The 18434-nt window shown below is 59.7% G+C and carries 18 protein-coding genes; 10 read left to right on the top strand and 8 right to left on the bottom strand.

Annotated elements, in window-relative coordinates:
* Nucleotides 1-78 precede the first annotated feature (78 nt).
* From amaA to AC1DVH_RS08940, 9 genes are all read left to right on the top strand, one after another.
* Nucleotides 79-1362: an L-pipecolate oxidase gene (amaA, locus tag AC1DVH_RS08980; protein ID WP_477753483.1), complete on the top strand. Its 1284-nt coding sequence runs from the start codon at nt 79-81 to the stop codon at nt 1360-1362.
* Nucleotides 1363-1723: 361 nt separating this feature from the next.
* Nucleotides 1724-2857 carry an ABC transporter substrate-binding protein gene (locus AC1DVH_RS08975; RefSeq protein WP_477753482.1) on the top strand — a complete coding sequence of 378 codons (1134 nt, stop codon included), beginning with the start codon at nt 1724-1726 and terminating at the stop codon, nt 2855-2857.
* A 239-nt stretch (nt 2858-3096) separates the two neighbouring features.
* Nucleotides 3097-4011 (top strand): ABC transporter permease subunit, encoded by a 915-nt coding sequence (locus tag AC1DVH_RS08970; protein WP_223462544.1) that lies wholly within the window; start codon nt 3097-3099, stop codon nt 4009-4011.
* Between the two features lie 3 nt (nt 4012-4014).
* A complete protein-coding gene (gene livM / locus AC1DVH_RS08965) occupies nt 4015-5298 on the top strand; it encodes a high-affinity branched-chain amino acid ABC transporter permease LivM (protein ID WP_477753481.1) in 1284 nt (427 codons plus the stop codon).
* On the top strand, nt 5295-6170 hold the full coding sequence (locus tag AC1DVH_RS08960; protein WP_477753480.1) for an ABC transporter ATP-binding protein: 876 nt from the start codon (nt 5295-5297) through the stop codon (nt 6168-6170). Before livM ends, AC1DVH_RS08960 begins: the two co-directional genes overlap by 4 nt.
* Nucleotides 6167-6883, top strand: coding sequence for an ABC transporter ATP-binding protein (locus AC1DVH_RS08955; protein ID WP_477753479.1), 717 nt, complete (start codon nt 6167-6169; stop codon nt 6881-6883). Before AC1DVH_RS08960 ends, AC1DVH_RS08955 begins: the two co-directional genes overlap by 4 nt.
* 295 nt (nt 6884-7178) lie before the next feature.
* A complete protein-coding gene (locus AC1DVH_RS08950; RefSeq protein WP_477753478.1) occupies nt 7179-7427 on the top strand; it encodes a hypothetical protein in 249 nt (82 codons plus the stop codon).
* Nucleotides 7428-7724: 297 nt separating this feature from the next.
* Complete coding sequence (locus AC1DVH_RS08945) at nt 7725-8486, top strand: SDR family oxidoreductase (RefSeq protein ID WP_477753477.1); 762 nt, start codon at nt 7725-7727, stop codon at nt 8484-8486.
* Between the two features lie 172 nt (nt 8487-8658).
* A complete protein-coding gene (locus AC1DVH_RS08940) occupies nt 8659-9564 on the top strand; it encodes a cation diffusion facilitator family transporter (RefSeq protein WP_477753476.1) in 906 nt (301 codons plus the stop codon).
* A gap of 7 nt (nt 9565-9571) precedes the next feature.
* Here the strand turns inward: AC1DVH_RS08940 and AC1DVH_RS08935 are convergent, their stop codons facing one another.
* The 7 genes from AC1DVH_RS08935 to AC1DVH_RS08905 form a co-directional block, all read right to left on the bottom strand.
* Nucleotides 9572-10711: an AGE family epimerase/isomerase gene (locus AC1DVH_RS08935; protein WP_477753475.1), complete on the bottom strand. Its 1140-nt coding sequence runs from the start codon at nt 10709-10711 to the stop codon at nt 9572-9574.
* Between the two features lie 173 nt (nt 10712-10884).
* Complete coding sequence (locus AC1DVH_RS08930) at nt 10885-11457, bottom strand: HupE/UreJ family protein (protein WP_477753474.1); 573 nt, start codon at nt 11455-11457, stop codon at nt 10885-10887.
* A 29-nt stretch (nt 11458-11486) separates the two neighbouring features.
* Nucleotides 11487-12101 carry an urease accessory protein UreG gene (gene ureG, locus AC1DVH_RS08925; protein ID WP_477753473.1) on the bottom strand — a complete coding sequence of 205 codons (615 nt, stop codon included), beginning with the start codon at nt 12099-12101 and terminating at the stop codon, nt 11487-11489.
* A 23-nt stretch (nt 12102-12124) separates the two neighbouring features.
* On the bottom strand, nt 12125-12799 hold the full coding sequence (locus AC1DVH_RS08920) for an urease accessory protein UreF (RefSeq protein WP_477753472.1): 675 nt from the start codon (nt 12797-12799) through the stop codon (nt 12125-12127).
* Nucleotides 12796-13296, bottom strand: a complete 501-nt coding sequence (gene ureE, locus AC1DVH_RS08915) for an urease accessory protein UreE (protein WP_477753471.1) — start codon at nt 13294-13296, stop codon at nt 12796-12798. The genes AC1DVH_RS08920 and ureE overlap by 4 nt, the downstream gene beginning before the upstream one ends.
* A 294-nt stretch (nt 13297-13590) precedes the next feature.
* Nucleotides 13591-14223, bottom strand: coding sequence for a TetR family transcriptional regulator (locus AC1DVH_RS08910; protein ID WP_046039880.1), 633 nt, complete (start codon nt 14221-14223; stop codon nt 13591-13593).
* 170 nt (nt 14224-14393) lie between these two features.
* Nucleotides 14394-14822: a hypothetical protein gene (locus tag AC1DVH_RS08905; RefSeq protein ID WP_477753470.1), complete on the bottom strand. Its 429-nt coding sequence runs from the start codon at nt 14820-14822 to the stop codon at nt 14394-14396.
* A gap of 387 nt (nt 14823-15209) precedes the next feature.
* Here AC1DVH_RS08905 and AC1DVH_RS08900 point away from each other — a divergent pair, with 387 nt between their 5' ends.
* Entirely contained in the window at nt 15210-17285 is a 2076-nt protein-coding gene (locus AC1DVH_RS08900; RefSeq protein ID WP_477753469.1) for an AsmA family protein, read from the top strand.
* 131 nt (nt 17286-17416) lie between these two features.
* On the opposite strand, the gene AC1DVH_RS08895 is transcribed toward AC1DVH_RS08900, so the two are convergent.
* On the bottom strand, nt 17417-18331 hold the full coding sequence (locus tag AC1DVH_RS08895) for a LysR substrate-binding domain-containing protein (RefSeq protein WP_477753468.1): 915 nt from the start codon (nt 18329-18331) through the stop codon (nt 17417-17419).
* Between the last annotated feature and the right edge of the window lie 103 nt (nt 18332-18434).

Here is an 18434-nt window from a genome sequence, read left to right as displayed (position 1 = left end):
ATTTTGTAGGAGCTGCCGCAGGCTGCGATCTTTTGGCGGCGACAACGAGGTGGGTTAGGTTTCTGTTGGAGTCTGGCAATGCCGTTACGCGAAGAGTGTCTGTGGGAAAAACTGACGCCGCAAAGGCCGGACAATTCGGCCCTCAAGGGGGAGGTCACGGTGGATGTCTGCGTCATCGGCGCCGGTTTTACCGGTTTGTCGGCGGCGGTGCATCTGCTGGAGCAAGGCAAGACCGTTTGTGTGCTGGAGGCCCATCGCGCCGGCCACGGTGGTTCGGGGCGTAACGTCGGGCTGGTCAACGCCGGGATGTGGATTCCACCGGACGAAATCGAAGCCGGGTTCGGCACGGAAGTCGGCAGCCAGCTCAACCGCATGCTGGGGGCGGCACCATCCCTGGTGTTCAGCCTTGTGGATAAATACAACATCGATTGCCAATTGCGCCGCGAAGGCACGCTGCACATGGCGCACAACGCCCGTGGCGAAGCCGACTTGCGCAGTCGTGAAGAACAATGGAAACGCCGCGGGGCGCCGGTGGAGTTGTTGACCGGTCAGGCCTGCGAACAAGCGACGGGGACGAAAAAGATTGCCGCCGCGTTGCTCGATCGCCGTGCCGGCACGCTCAACCCGATGGCTTACACCACGGGGCTGGCCAAAGCGGCCATCGGCCTGGGCGGTCAATTATTCGATCATTCCCCGGTCACCCGACTCGAGCGTCAGGGCCAGCGCTGGTCTGTGCAAACCGCCCAGGGCTCGGTCATGGCCGAGAAAGTGGTGATTGCCTCCAATGCCTACACCGAAGGCGACTGGACGGAACTGCGGCGCAATTTCTTCCCCGGTTACTACTATCAGGTGGCCTCGGTGCCTCTGACCGAAGAAGCCGCCCGGCAAATTCTGCCCGGGGGCCAGGGTTCCTGGGACACCCGCCAGGTGCTGAGCAGCATCCGTCGGGATAAAGACGGAAGGTTGCTGCTTGGCAGTCTGGGTAATGGCAATCAGAAACCGGCCTGGTTCCTCAAGGCCTGGGCCGATCGCGTGCAGCAACATTACTTCCCTTACCTGAAACCGGTGGAATGGGAGTGCACCTGGACCGGTTGCATCGCGTTTACCCCCGATCATTTGATGCGTCTGTTCGAACCGGCGCCGGGTTTGGTGGCAGTCACCGGCTACAACGGGCGGGGCGTGACCACGGGAACGGTGGTCGGCAAGGCCTTTGCCGATTACCTGTGTAACGGAAATCCTCAAGCACTACCGATTCCTTTCGCGCCCATGCAGCCATTAGCCGGGGTGGGGTTGCGCAGCTGTCTGTATGAGGCGGGATTCTCGCTGTATCACGCAGGCCAGTGCCTTCGGATCGTGATCTGAAGGTTGATTTTTGCAGTAGGAAGCGGCGCTTTTTCGATCTGCAGCTAGCCTGTAGTGGTGCGGGTTGTAGCAGTCTCGCACCAGCAGTGTGCACTTCGGTGACGCACGTTGTTACAGGCTGGTTGCACGTCGTTTAAAGCCGCGGTTGCAATGATGGCGCAGGCGGGTTGCGCCTCAAAAAAATAATGGTTCTACCTTCCGCGGTTTAGACGGTTGCACGCCCAATGAAAATGGGCCCGAAACAGTCGAAATAACAAGAAAGCAGCGACTTTTTTCAGAATAAAAAACCGATGGCACGGCCCTTGCTCTGAGCATTCATTGAAGTCGCAGTGCCAATTAAAAAACCATGGAGCACCACCTCATGTCCCAGACGTTTTACAAGAAAGGCTTTCTGGCCCTCGCAGTGGCAACTGCGCTGGGTGTTTCTGCGTTTGCTCAGGCTGACATCAAGATCGGCGTAGCGGGACCAATGACGGGCGCCAACGCGGCATTTGGCGAACAGTACATGAAGGGTGCACAGGCGGCGGCCGATGCGGTCAACGCAGCGGGCGGCGTGAACGGGGAAAAAATCGTACTGGTCAAGGGCGATGACGCCTGCGAACCGAAGCAGGCTGTGACAGTCGCCAAGGACCTGACCAACCAGAAAGTCGCCGGCGTGGTCGGTCACTTCTGCTCCTCGTCGACCATCCCGGCCTCCGAGATCTACGACGAAGCGGGCATCATCACGATCACCCCGGGTTCCACCAACCCAAAGGTGACCGAGCGCGGCCTGAGCGCCATGTTCCGTATGTGCGGGCGTGACGACCAGCAAGGCATCGTGGCTGGCGACTACATCGTCGACGTGCTCAAGGGCAAGAAAGTCGCCGTGCTGCACGACAAAGACACCTACGGCCAAGGTTTGGCGGACGCCACCAAAGCGCAACTGGTCAAGCGCGGCGTAACGCCGGTGTTGTACGAAGGCCTGACCCGCGGCGAGAAAGACTTCAGCGCCGTGGTGACCAAGATCCGTGCGGCCGGTGCCGACGTGGTCTACTTCGGCGGTCTGCACCCAGAGGCCGGTCCACTGGTTAAACAACTGCGTACCGAAGGCCTCAAAGACGTGACATTCATGTCCGACGACGGCATCGTGACCGACGAACTGGTGACCACCGCTGGCGGCCCGCAATACGTCGACGGCGTGCTGATGACCTTTGGTGCCGACCCGCGCCTGCTGCCAGACAGCAAGACCGTGGTAGACGCATTCCGCAAGGCCGGTACCGAGCCTGAAGGCTACACCCTCTACGCTTACGCTTCGGTCCAGACCTTGGCCGCTGCCTTCAATGGCGCCAAGTCCAACAAGGGCGAAGACGCTGCCAAATGGCTGAAAGCCAACCCGGTCAAAACCGTCATGGGCGAGAAGACCTGGGACAGCAAGGGCGACCTGAAAGTCTCCGACTACGTGGTTTACCAGTGGGACAAGGACGGCAAGTACCACCAGCTGGAAAAACAGAAGTAAGGGCTGGCTCGATCGGATGAACCCCACAGATCCCTTGTAGGAGCGAGCTTGCTCGCGATGACGGACTGGCAGTCGACAACTTTGTTGAATGTTTAACCGCTATCGCAGGCAAGCCCGCTCCTACAAGGGTTGTGGTGGCCTTTCTGATCGTGGCCGACATTGCTCCGACGTAAATCTGTATTTTCCTTAGAAGAACCGCACAGCCACATGTGCAGGTTCTCATTGCGTGAGATTGCGTTATGGATGGTATTTTCCTGCAGCAACTGGTCAACGGCCTGACCCTCGGGTCGGTCTATGGCCTGATCGCCATCGGCTACACAATGGTCTATGGCATCATCGGCATGATCAACTTCGCCCACGGCGAGGTTTACATGATTTCCGCTTACCTCGCGGCAATCAGTCTGGCTCTGCTGGCATACTTCGGTATTGAATCCTTCCCTCTGTTGATGCTCGGCACACTGATCTTCACCATCGTGGTCACGGCGGTGTATGGCTGGGTCATCGAGCGTGTTGCCTACAAACCCCTGCGTAACTCCACCCGACTGGCACCGCTGATCAGCGCCATCGGGATCTCGCTGATCCTGCAAAACTATGCACAGATCGCCCAGGGTGCCCGCCAACAAGGCGTTCCGACGCTGTTGACTGGTGCACTGCGAGTAGAAGTCGGGACCGGCTTCGTCCAGCTCACTTACACCAAGATCTTCATTCTGGTCGCAGCGTTTGTCGGGATGGGCCTGCTGACCTATGTCATCAAGTACACCAAGCTCGGCCGCATGTGTCGCGCAACCCAGCAAGACCGCAAGATGGCCTCGATCCTGGGGATCAACACCGATCGCATCATTTCCTACGTGTTCATCATTGGTGCCGCGATGGCGGCGTTGGCCGGCGTGCTGATCACCATGAACTACGGCACGTTCGACTTCTATGCAGGTTTCGTCATCGGCATCAAGGCGTTCACCGCAGCGGTACTCGGCGGGATCGGCTCGCTGCCGGGTGCGATGCTTGGCGGGATCATTCTGGGGATCTCCGAGTCGCTGTTTTCCGGTCTGGTCAACTCCGACTACAAAGACGTTTTCAGCTTCTCGTTGCTTGTTCTCGTTCTGGTCTTTCGGCCTCAAGGCCTGCTCGGCCGTCCTCTTGTGTCGAAGGTGTAAGCGATGTCTTCAACCACTAAAAAAACCATTGATATCAAAAGAAGTCTGGTTGACGCGATTCTTGCCGGCCTTGTAGCGCTCATCGTATTTGGTCCGATTGTCGGCATCGTCCTCGACGGCTATGGCTTCAACCTGCAACCAACGCGAGTGGCGTGGATTGTCGCCATCGTCATGGCTGGCCGCTTTGCTTTGAGCCTGTTCCTGCAAACACCCAAGGGTTTGAGAATTCTCGAAGGGTTTGAAACCACTGGCTCCGGGGTTCATGTACTGCCACCCGATTACAAATCCCGCTTGCGCTGGATCATCCCGTTGATGATCGTCATTGCCGTGGTGTTTCCGTTTTTCTCCAACTCCTACCTGCTGGGCGTGGTCATCCTCGGGTTGATCTATGTGTTGCTCGGTTTGGGACTGAACATCGTGGTGGGCCTGGCCGGCCTGCTCGACCTGGGTTACGTGGCGTTCTACGCCATCGGTGCCTATGGTTTGGCGCTTGGTTACCAGTATCTTGGGCTGGGCTTCTGGACGGTGCTGCCACTGGCGGCGATCACCGCCGGCCTTGCGGGTTGCATCCTTGGCTTCCCGGTTTTGCGTCTGCACGGTGACTACCTGGCAATCGTGACCCTGGGCTTCGGTGAAATCATTCGCTTGATCCTCAACAACTGGTTGTCGCTGACCGGTGGTCCGAACGGTATGCCTGCGCCGCTGCCAACGTTCTTCGGTCTGGAGTTCGGCAAACGGGCGAAAGACGGTGGTGTGCCGTTTCACGAGTTCTTCGGCATTGCCTACAACCCCGACGTGAAGTACTACTTCATCTACGCGGTGTTGTTCATGGTCGTGCTGGCCGTGTTGTACATCAAACACCGCTTGACCCGTATGCCGGTCGGCCGCGCATGGGAAGCCTTGCGTGAAGACGAAATCGCCTGCCGCTCCATGGGCCTGAACCACGTGCTGGTGAAGCTCTCGGCGTTCACCATCGGTGCTTCGACGGCCGGTCTGGCCGGTGTGTTCTTCGCCACCTACCAGGGCTTCGTCAACCCGACCTCGTTCAGCTTCTTCGAATCGGCCCTGATCCTTGCCATTGTGGTACTGGGCGGTATGGGTTCGACCATCGGCGTAGTGATGGCAGCCTTCGTGCTCACCGTCGCCCCGGAACTGCTGCGTGGCTTCGCGGAGTATCGTGTGTTGCTGTTCGGCATCCTGATGGTGTTGATGATGATCTGGCGACCGCGCGGCCTGATTCGGATCAGCCGTACCGGTGTGACCCCGCGTAAAGGAGTAGCGCCATGAGCGAAGTCGTACTCAGTGTCGAAAAGCTGATGATGCACTTCGGCGGCATCAAGGCGTTGAACGATGTCAGCCTGAAGGTCAAACGCAATTCGATCTTCGCCCTGATCGGCCCCAACGGCGCCGGCAAGACTACGGTGTTCAACTGCCTGACCGGGTTCTACAAGGCCTCCGGTGGCAAGATCGAACTCAACGTGCGCGGTCAGCAGACCAACGTCATCAAACTGCTGGGCGAGTCGTTCAAACCAACGGATTTCGTTTCGCCGAAATCCTTCGCCAGTCGGCTGTTCTACAAGGCATTCGGCGGCACCCACCTGGTGAACCGTGCCGGGCTGGCGCGGACCTTCCAGAACATTCGCCTGTTCAAGGAAATGTCGGTGCTGGAAAACCTGCTGGTGGCACAGCACATGTGGGTTAACCGCAACATGCTGGCCGGCATCCTCAACACCAAGGGCTATCGCAAGGCTGAAAGCGATGCGCTGGACCACGCGTTCTACTGGCTGGAGGTGGTGGACCTGGTGGATTGCGCCAACCGTCTGGCCGGTGAGCTGTCCTACGGCCAGCAACGCCGCCTGGAAATCGCCCGGGCCATGTGCACCCGTCCGCAGATCATCTGCCTCGACGAGCCGGCCGCCGGCCTCAACCCCCAGGAAACCGAAGCGCTGAGCGCGATGATCCGGCTGCTGCGCGACGAGCACGATCTGACCGTGGTGCTGATCGAACACGACATGGGCATGGTAATGAGCATTTCCGACCACATCGTGGTGCTGGACCACGGCGTTGTCATCGCCGAAGGCGGGCCTGAAGCGATTCGTAACGATCCGAAAGTGATTGCGGCCTACCTGGGCGCCGATGAAGAGGAAGTGGTGCTATGAGTCAACCCATCCTCGAACTCAAGGAACTGGATGTGTTTTACGGGCCGATCCAGGCCCTGAAGAAAGTCTCGCTGCACATCAACGAAGGGGAAACCGTCAGCCTGATCGGCTCCAACGGTGCCGGCAAGTCGACCCTGCTGATGTCGATCTTCGGCCAGCCACGGGCCGCCGACGGGCAGATCCTCTACCAGGGCGTGGACATCACCCACAAGTCGTCCCACTACATCGCCTCCAACGGCATCGCGCAATCGCCGGAAGGGCGGCGGGTGTTTCCCGACATGACCGTCGAGGAGAACCTGCTGATGGGCACCATCCCTATCGGTGACAAGTACGCAAAGGAAGACATGCAACGCATGTTCGAGCTGTTCCCGCGGCTCGAAGAGCGGCGTACCCAGCGGGCGATGACCATGTCCGGTGGCGAGCAGCAAATGCTCGCCATCGCCCGTGCCCTGATGAGCCGGCCCAAGTTGTTGCTACTGGATGAGCCGAGCCTGGGCCTGGCGCCGATCGTGGTGAAGCAGATCTTCGCCACCCTGCGGGAACTGGCCAAGACCGGCATGACCATCTTTCTGGTGGAGCAGAACGCCAACCACGCCCTGCGGTTGTCGGACCGGGCGTACGTGATGGTCAACGGCGAAATCCGCATGACGGGTACCGGCAAGGAGTTGCTGGTCAACGAGGACGTGCGTAACGCCTATCTCGGCGGGCATTGAGTTTCATTGGTTGTACACAAGCCCCGGCGCGCAATCGCCGGGGCTTTTTTATATATCCCAAACACCACTAAACCCTGTGGGAGCGAGCTTGCTCGCGATAGCAATCCATCAGTCAATATTGATGTTGACTGACAAACCGCTATCGCGAGCAAGCTCGCTCCCACAGGGTTTTTGGCGTGCCTCCGGGAAATTGTGGAAAACAATATTCCCAAGCTCGCAAAGCGCGACATAAAGCCGCTGCAAATAGTTGTTTTGTCACAGTTTTGACTTGTCCCCGTTTGCTGTGGAACCGGCTGTGAATAACGTGGGAGTAGCTGGCTGGACGCCTTTTAAACCGTGGCTTGCAGAGGTGTGGTTGTTTTTTGATCAGGCGTTTTTACGCAGCTTGCAGGCCGCTTTGTCAACCTTTTTGTTCGGGATGAAAATGCATGAAATCGGCGTGGACAAGCCTGTGGATAAGTCTGTGATTAAACTCTGGAAAGACTCGGCTGAAGGCCGTGGTTACTGGCTTGGCGCCATCGTCGGTTTGACCCGTCAGTCATGAAAATGGCCAAGGGCTACACAGCAGGCGGTTGAGGGTCAAGCAAAAAAGTTTCAAAACCCCGCGCAAAGCCTTGTGGATAGCGGCTTACAGCTTTTCTACTTGCCCCCAAAGACTGTGGACCGGCCTGTGGATAACGTGCGCGCACATGGCTGCAGGCCACGCTGGTCGAGGGTTTGCCGGTATTGAGTGTTTTTTGAACAGCTTGAACGGTGGTTGCCGCTGTGAAAAAGGCCGGGCATGCTGCCTGCTGATTTTCTATTCCAATGGCTGGCGATCAGCCGAAGCAAGGAGAACACGATGTTCAACACCCTGTTTATTACCGGCGCGACCTCAGGTTTTGGTGAAGCCTGTGCCCGTCGTTTTGCCGAGGCCGGCTGGAAACTGGTGCTGACTGGCCGTCGTGAGGAGCGCCTCAATGCGCTGTGCGCTGAGCTGTCGAAGCAGACCGAAGTCCATGGCCTGGTGCTCGATGTGCGTGATCGCAAGGCCATGGAGGAGGCGATTGCCAATCTGCCGCCATCCTTTGCCAAGCTGCGCGGGTTGATCAACAACGCCGGCCTGGCCCTGGGCGTCGATCCGGCGCCCAAGTGCGACCTGGACGATTGGGACACCATGGTCGATACCAACGTCAAAGGCCTGATGTACAGCACCCGTCTGCTGCTGCCACGCCTGATTGCCCACGGTCGTGGTGCCGGTATCGTCAACCTGGGGTCCATCGCCGGCAACTACCCGTACCCGGGCAGCCACGTGTATGGCGCGACCAAGGCGTTCGTCAAACAGTTCTCCCTGAACCTGCGCTGCGACCTGCAAGGCACGGGCGTACGGGTCAGCAACATCGAGCCGGGCCTGTGCGAGAGTGAGTTCTCGCTGGTGCGTTTTGCCGGTGACCAGGAGCGCTACAACGCCACTTACGCCGGCGCCGAGCCGATTCAGCCGCAAGACATCGCCGAAACAATCTTCTGGGTGCTCAATGCCCCGGCGCACATCAACATCAACAGCCTGGAGCTGATGCCAGTGAGTCAGACCTGGTCCGGGTTTGCTATCGAGCGCAAGTCTTAAGACCGAGTAACGGCCTTTCGCGAGCAGGCTCGCTCCCACATGGATCGCATTGAACCTGTGGGAGCGAGCCTGCTCGCGAAGGGGCCGGCTCAGGCGACACAAAGCTTCAGCTAGACTCCTCCCTCAAGCAATCCGCCGCACCCGGCGGTCTAGAGGCTTTAAAGGAGATCAAGTGAGTAATCGAGGCGAGCAGTCGCTGCTCAAACAATCGACCTTCCTGATGCTCGCCGTGACATTCGCCGGGATCATCACCGGTTTTGTTTCGGGCGCTCAATCCATCCTGTTCGATGGCTTCTTTTCGTTAATCGCGGCCTTCATCAAGGTCCTGATGCTGATCACCGCCAGGCTGATCGCCAAGGAAAGCAACCAGCGCTTCCAGTTCGGTTACTGGCACCTGGAACCCATGGTACTGGTGATCGAGGGCAGCTTCCTGTTCCTGGTTGCCATTTATGCCTTTCTCAATGGTGTGTTTGGCATCATCAGTGGCGGCCGCGAGGTCGAGCTCGGTCTGGTGATCCTGTACGCGGCGGTGTTTACCGTCGTTGAACTGATTTACTTCTTCTACGTCCGCCATCGCAATCGCACACTCAAGTCATCGCTGATCCAGTTCGACAACATCAGTTGGCTGGTGGATGCGATGCTGTCGGCGGGACTGCTGGTGAGTTTCCTGATCGCTCTGCTGCTCAAGACTCAGGGTTACGACAAGTGGGCGGTGTATGTCGATCCGATGATTCTGATTCTGTTGGCCCTGGGCATGCTTCCTCCGGCGTTCAAAATCCTCGGACCGGCATTGCGCGATGTGTTGGGGATCGTCCCGGATCAACTGGACGACAAAGTGCATCAGGTCATGGAGGTGGCGAAGGTCGAGCATGGTTTCGACGATTACATTTCCTACGTGCAGAAACACGGCAGGGCCTGTTTTATCGAGATTCACATCGTATTGCCGAAGGATTACTGGCTGGACGGTGTGGGGCAACTGGACAGTTTGCGCGAGGAAATTTCCGCGAAACTCGGTAAACCGGATGCCGCGCGATGGCTCACCATCAGCTTTACCGGGGATCGCAAGTGGACTGAGTGATTGGATTTCACCTTGTGACGAGATATTCCGCCAACCCGCGATAACAAGTCGCAAGGTGATAGGGCGTTGTCGATGGCATGTCGCGGCGGCTGACTTCACCGTGCTCGTCACGGCATTCGTACCAGCCGCCGGCATGCAGCGAGCGCTGCTGCAACGCCTGCAACTGGCGCAGTACATCTGCTTCGCTGTGCGGTCGCAGTGTCAACGCGCGCAGGTACTCGGCCTGCGCCCAGATACGCTGCGTGGCGTCCCGGACGCCGTGATCCGCTGCGAAGTCGAGCATCGCCCGCACGGCGCCAGTCTGCTGATCGACGCCCATTTGCTCGGTAAAGGCGAAGGCCCGCTCCAGATCGGCATGCAGCGCCGAATGGCGTAACAGCGCCGAGGATTCCAGCAGGAAATACCACTCGAACTGATGCCCCGGTTCAAACCAGTTATCCACAGACCCCAGCGGCTTTTCCATCAACACGCCGCGCTGCGGATCGATGAAGCGCGCGTGCATGGCTGTGCATAACTCGACGAGCGCCTGTTGCACGTCGAGGTCTTCACGGACTTGCAGTGTGGCGAGGAATGCTTCGGCCAGGTGCATCAGCGGGTTTTGCAAAGGGCCGCTGTCCAGCGATGCCCAGTCGCGGTCGAGCGTGGCTTCGTACAGACCGTCGTCCGTGGCGAAACGCTGCGCAATCACTTCCAGCGAGGCATTGAGCACCGACTCCACCAGCGGCTCGCGGACCTTGTTCCAGTAATGGGCGCAGGCGAACAGGATGAAGGCGTGGGTGTAGAGGTCCTTGCGCTGATCCAGCGGCGCACCTTGCGCATCGACACTGTAGAACCAGCCGCCGTGCTCGGCATCGTGGAAGTGCCGCTGCAACGAGCGGAACAACGCGGCGGCACGCTCTTCGGCGCCCGGCACCTGACCGATCAGGTTGGCAAACAGATACAACTGTCGCGCACAGGCCATGGCCCGGTAGCGTTGCGGTGGCAGCGGTTGGTGTCCGGCATCCAGCGCCTCGTAGGGCAACGCCATGTCGGCGTTCCAGCCCGGGCCTTGCCAGAGCGGCACGATGACGTTCAGGAAGTGCTGTTGCACCGAGGTGAACAGGGCGGTCAATTCAGGCTGGGAGGCAGAGCGGGAAACAGGCGGCATTGGCTGGCGTCGTCACGGCAGGGGCGATTGCGCGACATGTTAGCAGGCCTGAGAGGGGTGGTGTCTGTCAGGCCGCCATCGCGAGCARGCTCGCTCCCACAATGGAACTGTGTGCACAGGACCAATGTGGGAGCGAGCCTGCTCGCGATGGGGCCATCACAGGCATCAAAAAATCAGCCCGCCAGCAACCACACCCCGGTCGCCGCCGACGCCGCACCCGCCAGTCGCACCAATGGCGTCGCCGCCTGCGGCAACACCCGCACCAGCGCATAACCCGCCGCATGCAACACCGCTGTCGCCACCATAAACCCAGCGGCATAGGTCCATGGACTCGACATGTCCGGCAGTTCCAGCCCATGCGCAACACCATGAAACAATGCAAACAACGCCGTCGCACCCACCGCCATCACCAACGGTGGACGCACTGCCAAGGCAACCGCCAGCCCCAAAGCCAACACGGAAGCGGCAATCCCGCTCTCCAGTGCCGGCAGGTTCAATCCTTCAAAACCCAACAGCCCGCCAATCAGCAGAGTGCCGACAAAGGTGCACGGCAGCGCCCAGCGTGCGGCGCCTTGTTGCTGCGCGGCCCAAAGACCGACCGCCAGCATCGCCAGCAAGTGATCGAGGCCGCCAAGCGGATGGCTGATACCGGCGATCAAGCCGTTGTCGCCATGTCCCGGATGGGCGAAGGCGAGGGCTGGGGTCAGCAGCAGGGCCAGGGCGCCGAGAATGCGTTTGAGTGTCATGGATAAGCTTCCTTGTTGATAAGTGGTGATCAGGCCGCGGTCAGCAAACCCTGGCGTTCGATGAAGGTGATGATCTCTTCGAGACCCAGGCCGGTTTTCTGATTGCTGAACACGAACGGCTTGCCGTTGCGCATGCGCTGGGTGTCGCTGTTCATCATCTCCAGCGAGGCACCGACCAGCGGCGCGAGGTCGATCTTGTTGATCACCAGCAGGTCGGATTTGCAGATCCCCGGTCCACCCTTGCGTGGCAGCTTGTCGCCGGCCGAGACGTCGATCACGTAGATCGTCAGGTCCGACAGTTCCGGGCTGAAGGTGGCGGAGAGGTTGTCGCCACCGGACTCCACCAGGATCAGATCCAGCCCCGGAAAACGGCGATTGAGTTGATCCACGGCTTCGAGGTTGATCGAGGCGTCTTCGCGGATGGCCGTGTGCGGGCAACCACCGGTTTCCACGCCGATGATGCGTTCCGGCGCCAGGGCTTCATTGCGCACCAGAAAGTCGGCGTCTTCGCGGGTGTAGATGTCGTTGGTCACCACGGCCAGGTTGTAGCGCTCGCGCAGGGCCAGGCACAGGGCCAGGGTCAGGGCGGTTTTGCCGGAGCCGACCGGGCCGCCGATGCCGACGCGCAGGGGTTGTGTGTTCATGTGATTCTCCAAAATTAGGGGCCCTAGGAGCGGAACAGACGGCTGTACTGGCGCTCGTGGGCCATACACGCCAGGGACAGGCCGAAAGCGGCGCTGCCGTAGTGATCGGGGTGGATGTGGCTGGCGTCCTGCTGGGCCTGCTGCAACAGCGGCAACAGTTCGCTGGTCAGGCGCTGGGCCGCTTGCTGACCCAATGGCAAGGTCTTCATCAGCACCGCCAATTGGTTTTCCAGCCAGCTCCAGAGCCACGCGGCCAGGGCGTCCTGCGGGCTGATCTGCCAGGCGCGCGCGGCCAAGGCCCAACCCAGAGCCAGATGTGGCTCGCTGCGTTGTTCGAGGAAGGCACGGGCCGGCGCGTCGAGTTCCGGCAAGCCATTGAGCAATTGCTGCAAGGAGTAGCCCATCTGCCGGCTCTCCTGATGCAGCTCGCGGGTTTCGCGACTGGCGCGATGCGCTTCGCAGCTCTGCAGCAATTCGTCCCAGTTTTCCTTGCTGGCGGCCACGCAATGGGCGAGTAACAGCGGCGCTTCGAAGCGTGCCAGATTCAAAAGCAACTGATCGCTGATCCAGCGTCGCGCACTGTCGGGGTCGTGAACCCGGCCGTTATCCACAGCCATTTCCAGCCCTTGGGAGTAGCTGTAGCCGCCAATCGGCAGTTGCGGGCTGGCCAGACGCAACAGCGCCCAAGCCGGGTTCATGGGCGTACGCCGAACTGGTGCAGTTTCGGCGCGTAGTTGAAGTCTTCATCGCCGTGGCGCGAGTGGTGATGGCCACCGCCGTAGGCGCCATGTTCCGGCTGGAATGGCGCCTCGATATTCACGGCAACGGCACCGAGTTGTTCGAGCATGGCCTTGAGCACGTAATCGTCGAGCAGGCGCAACCAGCCGTCGTCGACTTGCAGGGCGACATGGCGATTGCCCAGGTGATAGGCCGCGCGGGTCAGTTCAAAGGTATTGGCGCAGGTGACGTGGAGCAATTGTTCGGGGCGGGCGCAGACACGCACGATTCGCCCGTCTTCGGCTTGCAGGCATTCGCCGTCATGCAACGGCGGCTGGCCGCGCTCCAAAAACAATCCGACGTCTTCGCCCTCGGCACTGAAACAGCGCAAACGGCTTTTGCTGCGGGCTTCGAACGTCAGGTGCAGTTCGGCGGCCCAAACGGGTTGAGGGTCGATTCTGCGATGAATCACCAGCATCGGAAGGCTTCCAGCAATGGACAATGCTCAGGCTAGAGCAAGGGGCTTGCCAATCGACATGATGCGTAGGAAATGGCTGAAGGGGACGTGGGACTGGTATCGATGGAGTGAGTTTTTTGGTTGAAGTTGGTGCGTTGTTTTTGATTTGCGCACCAAGTTGAAGCGACGCGAGTCAGTGTGGGAGCGAGCTTGCTCGCGATGGTGGCGTATCTGTCACATCGATTCTGTATGTGCCGACGCTATCGCGAGCAAGCTCGCTCCCACAGGGTTTTGATCCAGACTGAAGGTTAAGGGTTACTCAGTACTTCCAAGCCCTTGCCAATGCTTGAGGCCGATAAAGATAAACCGCAGTTGCTGGGTGATTTTCGCCTGGGGCGTCAGGTGCTCGGGCAAGGCTTCGGCTGGCGGATCGATGATGTCCGGCAGGGTGGCGAACACGCTTTTGACGATCAGATCCGCCATGACACTCAGGTCGGCGATGTCCAGATGCTGCAGCTTCGGCATCAGTGACAAGTCCGCCGCGAGGTCCGAACTGATGTCTTCACGCAAACGGCCGATGGCCTGGCGCACCGGCAGCGAACCGCCGTATTGCTCACGGGCGAGAAACAGGAACTGCGAACGGTTGGCGCTGACCACGTCGAGAAAGATCCGCACCGAGGCATCGATGATGCCGCCCATCACGAATTCGTTGTGTCGTACCAGGCGAATGGTTTCGCGGAATGTCTGGCCGACTTCGCTGACCAGCACCAGGCCCAGTTCATCCATATCGGCAAAATGGCGGTAGAAACCGGTCGGTACGATGCCAGCGGTTTTCGCGACTTCGCGCAGGCTCAGGCTGCCGAATCCTCGGCCGCCATCCATCAGGCGCCGGGCAGCGTCCATCAGGGCGTTACGGGTTTGTTGTTTCTGTTCGGCGCGGGGCAGCATCGCAGGGGTGTTTTCTGGACAGGGACGCGCGCACTCTAGCAAATCGGCTTTGCCGGCGTCGAACGACTGTGGGGGATCAAGCAGGGAAGTGCCGCATTTATCAAGCGGATCGCTGAAAAGTCAAAAGCCCAATCCGGGGATTGGGCTTTTTTTCAGGGCGGCCATGAGGCTTAGCTCAGATCGCTGTTGCGTTCGATCACACGGTCACCACCGCCTTCAGCGAGGGTTTGACCTTGTGGAGTACGATCAGAACCGTCGGCAGCCAGGGTCTGGCCTTGTGGGGTGCGGTCCGAACCGTCAGCAGCGAGGGTCTGACCTTGTGGGGTGCGGTCCGAACCATCGGCAGCCAGGGTTTGACCTTGTGGGGTACGGTCCGAGCCATCCTGAGTGATCAGGCCTTTTTCTTTCAGGCGATCATTACCGCCTTCGGCAAGGGTCTGGCCTTGTGGAGTACGGTCGGAACCATCAGCGGCGACGGTCTGGCTGAACACCGAGTGGTTTTGTTTCACTTGTGGCGTGGCCTGGTCAGCGGCTGGCAGGGCAAAAGCAGTGCTGGCCAGCATCGAGAGGGTAAGGCTAAGCAGTAATTGGCGTTTCATGATTGTTTTGCTCCTTGGGAGGGCGAATAAGTGGGTACGAAAGCAATGCTACTCTCGATAAGTCGATATGAAAGTTCATAAACGCAATGGTAATAATCAACGGAATTGATTGTTTGCTGCTGAGGCTCTAGAACGGGCGCTTCCCACGGATGGTTTTGCACCGGAGTGGGTATTTTCGACCCATCTCTGGCCTGCAAAAGTGCGGAGGTGGTAACGCTGAATGACTGATTGGTCAGTATTGGACTTGGCGAATTCGGCGAATTCGGTCTATCGATTAAACCTGCCGGGTTTTTATCAGTCGTAGAATTCATGGCGGGTCGCTTGCGGCTCACCGTTTCACATGTGCGTCGCAGTCGGGGCGCTCAGTCGTATCAGGAGCCCTGTGCAATGACGCGCACTCAAAAGACGATTGTCTGGACCCTTTCCACCTTCCTTGCCTTGTTGATGGTGCTGGTGCTGATCATCGTGTTCTTCGACTGGAACCGGATCAAACCGCCGCTCAACGCCAAAATTTCCGAAGAGCTGCATCGCGCTTTCGCCATCAACGGCAATCTGTCGGTGGTCTGGCGGCCCGAACCCGATGAAAGCGGCTGGCGCGCCTGGGTGCCGTGGCCCCATGTAGTAGCCGAGGACCTCAGCCTGGGCAACCCGGACTGGTCGAAGCAACCGCAGATGGTCACCCTCAAGCGGGTAGAACTGCGTATTTCACCCCTGGCGTTGCTGGCGCAGCGGGTGGTGATCCCGCGCATCGATCTCACCGAGCCGAATGCCGAGCTGCAACGCCTGGCTGACGGGCGCGCCAACTGGACTTTCAAATTCGACCCAAAAGACCCCAACGCCGAGCCTTCAAGCTGGGTGGTGGATGTCGGCGCGATCGGCTTCGACAAGAGCCACGTTACCCTCGACGACCAGAGCCTGAAGACTCAACTCGACGTGCTGATCGATCCATTGGGCAAACCGGTTCCGTTCAGCGATATCGTTGGCGACAAAGCGGCGAAAGCCGCGCAGGAAAAAGGCTCGTCACCCCAGGATTATGCGTTCGCCCTCAAGGTCAACGGCCAGTACCACGGCCAGAAACTCGCGGGCCAGGGCAAGATTGGCGGGCTGTTGGCGCTGCAGGACGCGGCGCAGCCGTTTCCGCTTCAGGCACAGGTGAAGATCGCCGACTCAAGCGTCGAATTGGCCGGGACCCTGACCGACCCACTCAATCTCGGCGCCCTGGACCTGCGCCTGAAACTGGCCGGCACCAGCCTGGGCAACCTCTACCCGCTGACCGGCGTGACCCTGCCGGACACGCCACCCTATGCCACCGACGGCCACCTGGTCGCCAAGTTGCACGAGGCGGGTGGCGCGGTGTTCCGCTACGAAGAATTCAACGGCAAGATCGGCGAAAGCGACATCCATGGCAATCTGACTTATGTGGCCAGCCAGCCACGGCCAAAACTCAGCGGCTCGCTGTTGTCCAATCAATTGCTGTTCGCCGATCTGGCGCCGCTGATTGGTGCCGACTCCAACGCCAAACAGAAGGAGCGAGGCGGCGACAGCAAACAACCGGCGGACAAAGTGCTGCCGGTCGAAGAGTTCAAGACCGATCGCTGGCGCGATATGGACGCCGATGTCGAGTTCACCGGCAAGCGCATCGTACACAGCGAAAAATTGCCGTTCAACGACCTCTATACCCATCTGGTACTCACCGATGGCGTGCTTAGCTTCGAGCCGCTGCGCTTCGGCGTGGCCGACGGCAAGCTGGATGCGCAGATTCGCCTGAACGGCCACACCGATCCACTGGAAGGCCAGGCCAGGCTCACGGCGCGGGGCTTCAAACTCAAGCAGTTGTTCCCCGGCTTTGAACCGATGAAAACCAGTTTTGGCGAACTCAACGGCGATGCTGATATCAGCGGACGCGGCAATTCGGTGGCCAAGCTGCTGGGCAGTGCCAATGGCAGCCTGAAAATGCTCATCAACGATGGCGCCATCAGTCGCGAATTGATGGAGCTGGCGGGCCTGAATGTCGGCAACTATGTGGTCGGCAAGATCTTTGGCGACAAGGAAGTGAAGATCAACTGCGCAGCCGCCGACTTCGGCATCCAGTCCGGCTTGGCGAGTACCCGCTTGTTTGTATTCGACACCGAGAACGCCATCGTCTACATCGACGGCACCGCGAACATGGCGACTGAACAGCTGGACCTGACCATCACCCCGGAATCCAAGGGTTGGCGCCTGATATCATTGCGTTCGCCGCTGTATGTGCGCGGCAAGTTCATCAAGCCCGATGCCGGGGTCAAGGCCGTGCCGTTGATGCTGCGCGGAGCCGGGATGGTGGCGCTGGGCGTGATCGCTGCACCGGCGGCAGGGTTGCTGGCGCTGGTGGCGCCGAGCGCAGGTGAGCCGAACCAGTGTGCGCCGTTGCTGGAGCGGATGAAGGCGGGCAAGGTGCCTGTCACCGTCAAGCCGCCCAGATAATCGGGCGCCCGTGACAGAGCCATCGTCGGAGCGCCGCCCGGAGCAAGCTCGCTCCCACATTGGTCCTGCGTTTACAGATCATTGTGGGAGCGAGCTTGCTCGCGATGGCGGTCTGGTAGTCGCAGCAATTCTCACGTCAGAGCATGTCCCGACGCCAATGCCTCTTCGCGCAGCCATGCAAAAAACGCCCGAACCGGTGGGTGCCGTTCGCGTCCCGGCACGCACAGGGCACTGTAGCCGGCGCCATCGACCTGGATTTCCCCCCGGTACGGCAACAACAGACCACTGGCCACGCTTTCCGACACCAGAATATTGCTTGCCAATACCAGACCTTGCCCGGCAATCGCCGCTTGCAGGGCGTAATGCTCTTCGTCGTATTCGCGCACCGCTGGCCGGCCGCTCAGCCAGGTTTCGCCGGAGCAAGCGCACCAGGCCTCCCAGCCGTGGACATAGAGTTTGGAGTTGTGCCAGCGCACGCTGATCAACGTCGGGGCGCGACTCGACGCCAGGACCACTTGTTCGGGCGAACCGTAGACGCCGAAGGATTCGTCGAACAGGCACTGGCCGTACAGATTGGGGTAATCGTCGAGGCTGTAGCGCAGCACCAGATCGACACTGGCGTCCTGATGCAGATCGAGGACTTCGCAGTGGGTATCGAGGCGCACGTTGATGTTCGGGTGCCGAGCGTAGAAACGTCCCAGGCGCGGTACCAGCCACAGCGCGGCGAAGGCAGCGGTGGTGGAGACCGTGAGGTTGGCGCCGCTGCGTTGCGGGCGCAGGGTATCGACACTTTGAGCCACTTCCAGAAACGCCCCGTGCAGGCTGTGGAACAACCTTTCGCCACATTCGGTCAGGCGTACCTGGCGCGGCAGGCGCTCGAACAACGGCACGCCGAGCCAGCTCTCCAGGGAGCGGATCTGGTGGGACACCGCCGTCGGGGTAACGGACAGTTCTTCGGCGGCGGCCTTGAAGCTCAACAGGCGTGAGGCGGACTCAAAGGCCCGCAGGGCGGTCAACGGCAACGAGGCAAACATTGAACACTCCATGGATGAAATGGATTCATCCAGACTGATTTCTACTCATTTGAATGAGAGCAGCTGTGAGCTTCAAGCTGCAAGCCACAAGTGGTTTTAGTTTAGTCCTTGAGGA

It is taken from the genome of Pseudomonas sp. P4_C3, from assembly GCF_056402075.1.
The sequence above is the reverse complement of the archived record's forward strand: the minus strand, read 5'-3'. Positions and strand labels throughout refer to the sequence as shown.

Bases quoted from the DNA above. Each gene is read 5' to 3' on its own strand.
- AC1DVH_RS08905 (WP_477753470.1), bottom strand. From the start codon at position 14,822: ATGAAACGCCAATTACTGCTTAGCCTTACCCTCTCGATGCTGGCCAGC.
- ureE (WP_477753471.1), bottom strand. From the start codon at position 13,296: ATGCTGGTGATTCATCGCAGAATCGACCCTCAACCCGTTTGGGCCGCC.
- AC1DVH_RS08935 (WP_477753475.1), bottom strand. From the start codon at position 10,711: ATGCCGCCTGTTTCCCGCTCTGCCTCCCAGCCTGAATTGACCGCCCTG.
- AC1DVH_RS08930 (WP_477753474.1), bottom strand. From the start codon at position 11,457: ATGACACTCAAACGCATTCTCGGCGCCCTGGCCCTGCTGCTGACCCCA.
- AC1DVH_RS08960 (WP_477753480.1), top strand. From the start codon at position 5,295: ATGAGCGAAGTCGTACTCAGTGTCGAAAAGCTGATGATGCACTTCGGC.
- AC1DVH_RS08900 (WP_477753469.1), top strand. From the start codon at position 15,210: ATGACGCGCACTCAAAAGACGATTGTCTGGACCCTTTCCACCTTCCTT.
- AC1DVH_RS08975 (WP_477753482.1), top strand. From the start codon at position 1,724: ATGTCCCAGACGTTTTACAAGAAAGGCTTTCTGGCCCTCGCAGTGGCA.
- livM (WP_477753481.1), top strand. From the start codon at position 4,015: ATGTCTTCAACCACTAAAAAAACCATTGATATCAAAAGAAGTCTGGTT.
- AC1DVH_RS08910 (WP_046039880.1), bottom strand. From the start codon at position 14,223: ATGCTGCCCCGCGCCGAACAGAAACAACAAACCCGTAACGCCCTGATG.
- AC1DVH_RS08920 (WP_477753472.1), bottom strand. From the start codon at position 12,799: ATGAACCCGGCTTGGGCGCTGTTGCGTCTGGCCAGCCCGCAACTGCCG.
- AC1DVH_RS08895 (WP_477753468.1), bottom strand. From the start codon at position 18,331: ATGGAGTGTTCAATGTTTGCCTCGTTGCCGTTGACCGCCCTGCGGGCC.
- amaA (WP_477753483.1), top strand. From the start codon at position 79: ATGCCGTTACGCGAAGAGTGTCTGTGGGAAAAACTGACGCCGCAAAGG.
- ureG (WP_477753473.1), bottom strand. From the start codon at position 12,101: ATGAACACACAACCCCTGCGCGTCGGCATCGGCGGCCCGGTCGGCTCC.
- AC1DVH_RS08945 (WP_477753477.1), top strand. From the start codon at position 7,725: ATGTTCAACACCCTGTTTATTACCGGCGCGACCTCAGGTTTTGGTGAA.
- AC1DVH_RS08970 (WP_223462544.1), top strand. From the start codon at position 3,097: ATGGATGGTATTTTCCTGCAGCAACTGGTCAACGGCCTGACCCTCGGG.
- AC1DVH_RS08955 (WP_477753479.1), top strand. From the start codon at position 6,167: ATGAGTCAACCCATCCTCGAACTCAAGGAACTGGATGTGTTTTACGGG.